General features: G+C 45.1%; 9 protein-coding genes. 7 read left to right on the top strand and 2 right to left on the bottom strand.

Translation table 11 applies throughout. The annotated features are described in order from the left end of the window. The 5 genes from gnd to pgl form a co-directional block, all read left to right on the top strand. The coding region (gene gnd, locus ABL924_RS17180; RefSeq protein WP_349028323.1) for a decarboxylating NADP(+)-dependent phosphogluconate dehydrogenase at positions 1 to 894 on the top strand (894 nt) is incomplete at its 5' end. 171 nt (positions 895 to 1,065) lie between these two features. Beyond that, entirely contained in the window at positions 1,066 to 1,464 is a 399-nt protein-coding gene (yecR, locus tag ABL924_RS17175; RefSeq protein ID WP_349028322.1) for a YecR family lipoprotein, read from the top strand. A 123-nt stretch (positions 1,465 to 1,587) separates the two neighbouring features. Then, positions 1,588 to 2,151 (top strand): hypothetical protein, encoded by a 564-nt coding sequence (locus tag ABL924_RS17170; protein WP_349028321.1) that lies wholly within the window; start codon positions 1,588 to 1,590, stop codon positions 2,149 to 2,151. A 270-nt stretch (positions 2,152 to 2,421) separates the two neighbouring features. Further along, on the top strand, positions 2,422 to 3,924 hold the full coding sequence (zwf, locus tag ABL924_RS17165; protein ID WP_349028320.1) for a glucose-6-phosphate dehydrogenase: 1,503 nt from the start codon (positions 2,422 to 2,424) through the stop codon (positions 3,922 to 3,924). Further along, the gene (gene pgl, locus ABL924_RS17160; protein WP_349028319.1) at positions 3,914 to 4,594 is read left to right on the top strand and encodes a 6-phosphogluconolactonase; all 681 of its coding nucleotides are present in this window, start codon (positions 3,914 to 3,916) and stop codon (positions 4,592 to 4,594) included. The genes zwf and pgl overlap by 11 nt, the downstream gene beginning before the upstream one ends. 120 nt (positions 4,595 to 4,714) lie before the next feature. Here the strand turns inward: pgl and ABL924_RS17155 are convergent, their stop codons facing one another. Beyond that, entirely contained in the window at positions 4,715 to 5,071 is a 357-nt protein-coding gene (locus ABL924_RS17155; protein ID WP_349028318.1) for a hypothetical protein, read from the bottom strand. Between the two features lie 203 nt (positions 5,072 to 5,274). Between ABL924_RS17155 and ABL924_RS17150 the strand changes: the two genes are divergently transcribed. Further along, positions 5,275 to 6,045, top strand: a complete 771-nt coding sequence (locus ABL924_RS17150; protein ID WP_349028317.1) for a DUF5765 domain-containing protein — start codon at positions 5,275 to 5,277, stop codon at positions 6,043 to 6,045. A gap of 131 nt (positions 6,046 to 6,176) precedes the next feature. On the opposite strand, the gene ABL924_RS17145 is transcribed toward ABL924_RS17150, so the two are convergent. After that, complete coding sequence (locus tag ABL924_RS17145) at positions 6,177 to 6,527, bottom strand: hypothetical protein (protein WP_349028316.1); 351 nt, start codon at positions 6,525 to 6,527, stop codon at positions 6,177 to 6,179. A gap of 81 nt (positions 6,528 to 6,608) precedes the next feature. On the opposite strand from ABL924_RS17145, the gene ABL924_RS17140 reads away from it, so the two are divergent. Beyond that, positions 6,609 to 6,785 carry a hypothetical protein gene (locus ABL924_RS17140; protein WP_349028315.1) on the top strand — a complete coding sequence of 59 codons (177 nt, stop codon included), beginning with the start codon at positions 6,609 to 6,611 and terminating at the stop codon, positions 6,783 to 6,785. Positions 6,786 to 6,893: the final 108 nt, after the last annotated feature.

Raw genomic sequence — 6,893 nt, 5'->3', positions numbered from 1 at the left:
CATAACGGCATCGAATACGGCGATATGCAAATCATCTGTGAAGCCTATCAATTGCTCTCTGAGGGGCTGGGCTTGAGTGCTGATGAAATGCACACTATTTTTGACGAATGGAATAAAGGCGAACTCAGCTCATATTTGGTCGAAATTACCGCAGCGATCCTGGCTTATAAAGATGAAGACGGCTCGCCATTACTGCATAAAATACTCGATACCGCCGGACAAAAAGGCACAGGCAAATGGACAGGCATCAACGCCCTGGATTTGGGCATACCTTTAACGTTAATTGGCGAGGCAGTGTTTGCCCGTTGTTTATCAGCGCAGAAATCAGAGCGCATCAAAGCTGCCGAATTCCTTGCTAGACCCAAGCAAACGTTCACTGGCGATAAACAAGCCATGATTAATGCCATCCGTGATGCTCTATATGCCGCCAAGATTATTTCTTACGCCCAAGGCTTCCGCTTACTGCGTGAGGCTTCAACAGAATACAACTTCGACCTCAACTACGGCGAAATCGCTTTAATGTGGCGCGGCGGCTGTATTATCCGCAGCCAGTTTTTGAATGACATTAAACAGGCTTACCAAACTAATCCCGATATTGAAAACTTGTTGATGGCCGATTTTTTTATCGATGCCATGCGGCAAGCCGAAGAAGGCTGGCGCAAAGCGGTCATATTCGGTATCGAAATGGGCATACCCACACCTGCGTTTTCTACAGCCTTAGCCTATTTCGACGGCTATCGTACCGAACGGCTCCCTGCCAATTTATTGCAGGCACAACGCGATTATTTCGGGGCGCACACGTACGAGCGTACCGACAGACCAAGAGGCGAGTTTTTCCATACCGACTGGACGGGGTATGGCGGAAAGACGGCTTCGTCTACGTATAATGTGTAGCTTAGGTAGGGTACGCAATGCGTACCCTACTTGGTTTTTTTACCCACCATTTGCATCATCGTATCGTCCCTTGCGAACATGAACAGCATACGCCCACCCATTGACTAAAGAAAGACGAGGAAGTTTGACGGTAGGCACATAGAACAACACAATAAAACAACTATAATAAGTTTGTTTAAGCATTGGGATTATTTTATGGAACATAAGGCAATATTAATCTGCTTGTTGAGTATTGCGGTGCAAGGCTGTATGAGAGAAGTTGTCAAAGATTGGCAAGAAACCGATGCGAGTCGTGGTGATGCAACAGTCACGCTCTCATATGAGCGTTCGATGGCTGAAATTGCAACGGGCAATGAGCAACAAGCTAACTCTGTAGCTAAAAGCAGATGCCAAACATGGGGTTATACAGGTGCAGAAACTTTTGCTGTACGCTCGGAAAAATGCGAAGAAATGAGCGCACAATGGGGCTGCCTCAGGTATCTTGTTACACAAAAATACCTTTGCACCGGAACTGGATCAAATAGAAGTGAACCAAATGAACAACCAAGTTTTCATCAACACTTTAACTGAGATATTTTTCGTTGAGAGAACTCTTAGGTTAGAGTGAGCTTGGCGAACACCAACCCGATTAATTTAAAAAATCTATTTTTAACCATGAACCTGCTTTTTATATTTAGTTAGGAAGCCAACTAAATGAATGCTGCAAAACAATTTCTCTCACAGGCCAAGGCGCGGTCTGTGGAAAATTCAGATTCATTTAAGATACTACATGAGCAAAAGAAGTACGCAGTCTGTATCGGACTTTTACGTCAAGAACTGGACACATTGATTCGTGTTAGCTATTTGTGGCATGAAGACACCACTCCCAATCGTGCTCGCAAGCTTATGGAGCTATCTGCTAATGGCAAAGAATGGGGTGAAATAAACTTAAAAGGAAAGTTTATTAGAATAACTGATAGGAAAATGGTAGATCTTGCGTCACACCTTGGGGGCTGGGAACAATTAATTTACAATTATGGTTGCAAACTCATACACTTATCTAACTTTCATCTTCATCAAGCTTTCGATCCAGTTGCTACCTTGGATAAGGCAGAAAAAGATAATATTATCAAGTATCTCTCCACTTATCATAGTTATTCTAAAAGCGATTTGATATTTAGCGATGTAACTGAATATTTGCCCTTGGTTATGGAGAAACTTACAAATAATGTAGATTTCTACATAAAGGAACTAAAAGATCGTTACTCTTGCCCTTAAAACTATTCCCGTGAAACGCGGGACGGGGTTTGAAACCCCGTTACATACGTTTTATTAGTGAGGTTATTATTTTTGAACCACTTTGAAACCGTTCGGATGGGGCAACATGCCCCTTCCGGCGTATTGAATGTAGGTTGGGGTGAACTTGTGAACCCCAACAAACAATCCAACGCACAACGTTGGGGTTCGTACCTCACCCCAACCTACGTGAATTTACTTGTAGGTACATAACAAACTTCATTCTTCATTTAAACGTAACCCACTTAGACCATGAACGCCGAACCCTGCACTTACGTTATCTATGGCTCTACGGGCAACTTGTCCCGTATCAAACTCATGCCCGCGTTGTATCATCTGGATGCGGCCAATCAATTGCCGGAAGGTACGCGGATTATCGCCATCGGGCGCAGGCCGTGGGATCAGAAAACCTGGTTAAAAGAACTCAGGGACATGATCGAGCAGAAAGTAAAAAGCGACATGAACGAACATGTGTTCAAACGCTTTAGCGAACGCTTTTATTATCACCGAGGTGATCTGCACGAAGCGGAAGCCTACAGTGCCTTGGCGGAACTCATCAACAGCCCAGACCAGCAGTTTTCCAAGAATATCGCGTTTTATTTGTCCATCAGCCCAGCCGATTTCGCACAGGTGATGGAGTTGTTGAGCGACAACCACTTATTCGAGGAAGAATACGGCTGGCGGCGGGTGATTATCGAAAAACCGTTCGGCTACGACTTGGACAGTGCCCAGGCCTTGCAAAAGCGGATCAGCCAATACCTGCATGAGGAACAGATTTACCGCATCGACCACTACCTGGGCAAAGGCATGGTGCAAAACGTGCTGGTGTTCCGGTTTGCGAACGTGATGTTGGAACCGTTGTGGAATCGCAACTATATCGACCATGTCCAGATCACCCATTCCGAGGAAATCGGTATTGAGGGCCGTGGCGAATATTACAACAGCGCCGGTGCCATGCGCGATATGTTGCAAAGCCATTTGCTGCAAATGCTGACCTTGGTGGCAATGGAACCGCCCGTCTCCATGGAAGCGGAATCCTTGCGTGACGAAAAAGTGAAGGTGTTGAAATCCATCAGGCCGATACCGAAAGAGGCCGTACACGGGCATTCGTTCCGCGCCCAATATGCCAAAGGCAGTGTCAACGGTAAAAAGGTCAATGGCTATTTGCAAGAAGATAATGTCCCAGCCAACAGCACGACAGAGACTTATGCCGCCATGAAGTTGTATATTGATAACTGGCGTTGGCGCGGTGTGCCGTTTTATTTGCGTACCGGAAAGCGGATGGCGAAAGCGCAATCAACGATTTCGATCTGTTTCCGCCATCCGCCGCTGCAATTCTTCCGCGATACCCATGTGCAATGTATGAACCCTAACTGGGTACTGTTGGGCATACAACCGGAAGAATGTATCCGAATCGAAATGACAGTGAAAGAACCCGGGCTGGAAATGAGCACACGCACCAGCAGCCTGGATGCGAGTTTTCGTAACCACGATGAAAAGGCGATTGATGCCTACGAAGACTTATTGTTGGACGTATTAAAAGGTGACCGATCATTATTCCTGCGCTTTGATGAAGTCGAATACGCTTGGCGTATTGTTGACCCTATCTTGCAAACTTGGGCAATTGAACGGGATTATATCGCCACCTATCCCGCCGGATCGTGGGGACCAGAAGACAGCCGCCGCTTGTTTGATAAAGAAAGCCAGTCCTGGCGCAGTTCCTTAACACCGGAGCCTTGTAAATATGAAGCCTGATTATCTTTGGCATTGCCTGGAAACCTCTGACCAAGTTGCGGAAGCTGCCTGTAAAGAAATTTTGGTTGCCGCAAAATCAGCCATTGCGGAACGCGGCAAATTCAAACTGGTTTTGGCGGGCGGCACTACGCCGGAAAAAGTCTATCGCATGTTGTCTGATTCCGAAGCGGATTGGGCAAACTGGTGGATATACCACGGTGACGAACGGTGCTTGCCCGTCGATCACAAAGACCGGAACAGCGTCATGGCAGCTCAAGCCGTATTGGATCAAGTCGCTATCCCCAAAAATCAAATTTTTGATATTCCAGCCGAACTGGGGCCGGAGCAAGGCGCAATTGCTTATCGGCAAGTAGTCGCCGATGCCCTGCCCTTCGACCTTGTTTTATTGGGTATGGGTGAAGATGGCCATACTGCGAGCTTGTTCCCAGGCCATCAGCATAATCCCGATGAATTGACCCATGCGGTTTATAACTCGCCTAAACCGCCACCGGAGCGGGTTTCCATCAGTGCTAATGCGCTGGGTAATTCAGGGCAAGTTACCTTTCTGGTTACCGGGGCAAATAAGAGAGATGCCGTAAAACAATGGTGTTCGGGGGTGGATTTACCAATCGCCACCATCAGTAATGACAATATGACCATAATGATCGACAGGGATGCGTCATGTGATTGATGCTTGCCCATACTTTACAAGGTTAATCCTGTGGAGTATGGGTAAACTTTGATAGCCTTGCTAATTACACGCCGATTCGTTTAATTCTTTTTTCTGATTACATGCTGGTTCGTTTAATTCCTATTTGGAGATAGCCTCCCGCTTTTTTAGCAGATCATCTTCAAAGGGCTGCAAGTACACTTTTTCTGCATCATTTACGCTGATAGCATTGCTTGCTTTTGCGTATTCATAGTCCAGTTGACGGATCGTGGAATCAATCGCGATTATCTCATGCCTTGCTGTTGCAGATTCAGGGTTATCGTAAAATCCATGCGTTGCATAAGGTTCAACCGAGCATGCTGCAACACTTAACCATACGAGCATCAATAACCATTTCATCATGTCTTCCCCCCATAAATTACAGATAGCCTCCACGAATGACTTGGTAACCCAGTTATCAATGGTGCTTATTAGCGTTTGAATTCCGCACGCTGACATTACATATAAGCCTTTATTGCTGAATGCTGGCTGAACAACTCGCCATGCCTAATCTAATGCTTAGTTGTTAATCGTTAATTTACCTTTTTTGATAGGGTACTTCGTAATACAATTAGCCGTTTTTTGGTGCATATTGATTCAATTCAAGAATGCTATCGTTTGTTCGTACAAATTTTGCTTTTTAATCATTAAAGGTCGTTTTTATGTGTTGGAGTGGAGAAGCGTCAGGGGTTTTAGCTGCTATAGGGCTAAGTACCGCAGTTTATATAGCAAAAAAAGGGGAATCAAAAGAACTGTGGATTCCGTTAACGTATTTCGCGTTAATGGAACTGTTACAGGCTGCCACTTATATTTACATCGATTTATGTGATAACCCCAACAACCAGATTCTCACTCTGCTGGGTTATCTGCATGTTGCGTTCCAGCCGTTTTTTGTGAATATGGTGGCGTTATACTTCATCCCAGAAGAAATCAAAGTTAAGATACAAACAGTAGTTTATACTCTCTGCTCAGTGGGTACCATTTTCCTGCTGTTTAAAATGTACCCATTTGACTGGGCGGGTAAGTGCAATATAGGCATAGAAGGTTTTTGTGGGCCGGCGGTTTGCTCCGTGCATGGTGCTTGGCACATCGCTTGGCAAATGCCTTTAAATGGATTGTTATCTGATCCAATCGAGTGGTTATTTAATTTTCATTGGGGCTTGCACGTCCTCAGTTACATCTTGGTGTCATTTATTTTGCCGATTATTTATGGCTCTTATCGGTTTGTGGCGTTCCATTATTTGATGGGACCTTGGATTTCCAGCGTAACCACGAATGATCCAAATGAATATGCGGCGGTTTGGTGTCTGTTCTCTATCGCTTTGTGTGTATCGGTCATTAAGTCACCGGTACGGAAATACCTGCACGTAAAAACTTGGCCTCTTTATAATCGCTACGTCTCACAGCCAGAGCCGATAGTGGTTACGCGCTAAAAATCAACCCATTAGGCAGTTACGGCGTGATAAGTGTTCGTAACTGCGTGGTGGAAATGATTTTTCTGTTAGTGCATTTCAATATTTTTGACTAATCAAATCTCACAGTTCAACATGCTACAGATTAGGCTTTATCGCAGTGCATCACAGGTTGCGGTAAGCGTCACGCTGTAAACAGTTCCGGACTTTGGTTTGATAGATTTCAATTCCTGTATAAAAGCATTGAAACGTCCATCGGTAATGGAATGGGCTTCTGCACAAGCTGTAAAACCACCTTCAATAGGAATTGGTGTGCCAGCGGATACCTTGGGGACAGCAAAATTATCGACCGTGCCATTAGCAACAGCGAAACCGATTAGATGCCGAGTCGCCTTGATAGCGGCAGTATCAAGTCCAACACCAATACTTCCAAAGTTGATAATAACAGCACGATTTACCGCAAACGTAGCTGGACTGGCCAATACAACTAGACTTGCTAACAAAAAACGGTAACCGGTTAAACATGTGAATTAACATGAGAATGATGAAATAATAAATTGATTTAACTACTTCAGTGTTTCCACATGGCCTGTTACCAAGAAATCATCTGCCCACAGTGTGGCGGCTACAACATCGCAAAATCGGGTTTAAGTGCGTGCAACGTTATCGTTGTCGGCATCTTGATTGCCCGACCAAGACCTTCATGCTCAACCACCGTTACCGGGCTTACGAGCCTGTCTCTTATAGATACGACCTTATAAAGTTTGAATTTATAGCGTTATTTTGTGTCTTATCCGTATGGAAAAAGAAGACGCGAGGTATCAAACATTGGAGCAACTGCACGAGCGGCGAAAGCAGGTAGTGCGGTT

This window comes from Methyloglobulus sp., assembly GCF_040079455.1.
Lineage (GTDB): Bacteria > Pseudomonadota > Gammaproteobacteria > Methylococcales > Methylomonadaceae > Methyloglobulus.
The sequence above is the reverse complement of the archived record's forward strand: the minus strand, read 5'-3'. Positions and strand labels throughout refer to the sequence as shown.

Coding starts and splice junctions, on each gene's coding strand:
- ABL924_RS17170 (WP_349028321.1), top strand. CDS start 1,588: ATGAATGCTGCAAAACAATTTCTCTCACAGGCCAAGGCGCGGTCTGTG.
- zwf (WP_349028320.1), top strand. CDS start 2,422: ATGAACGCCGAACCCTGCACTTACGTTATCTATGGCTCTACGGGCAAC.
- pgl (WP_349028319.1), top strand. CDS start 3,914: ATGAAGCCTGATTATCTTTGGCATTGCCTGGAAACCTCTGACCAAGTT.
- ABL924_RS17155 (WP_349028318.1), bottom strand. CDS start 5,071: ATGTCAGCGTGCGGAATTCAAACGCTAATAAGCACCATTGATAACTGG.
- ABL924_RS17150 (WP_349028317.1), top strand. CDS start 5,275: ATGTGTTGGAGTGGAGAAGCGTCAGGGGTTTTAGCTGCTATAGGGCTA.
- ABL924_RS17140 (WP_349028315.1), top strand. CDS start 6,609: ATGGCCTGTTACCAAGAAATCATCTGCCCACAGTGTGGCGGCTACAAC.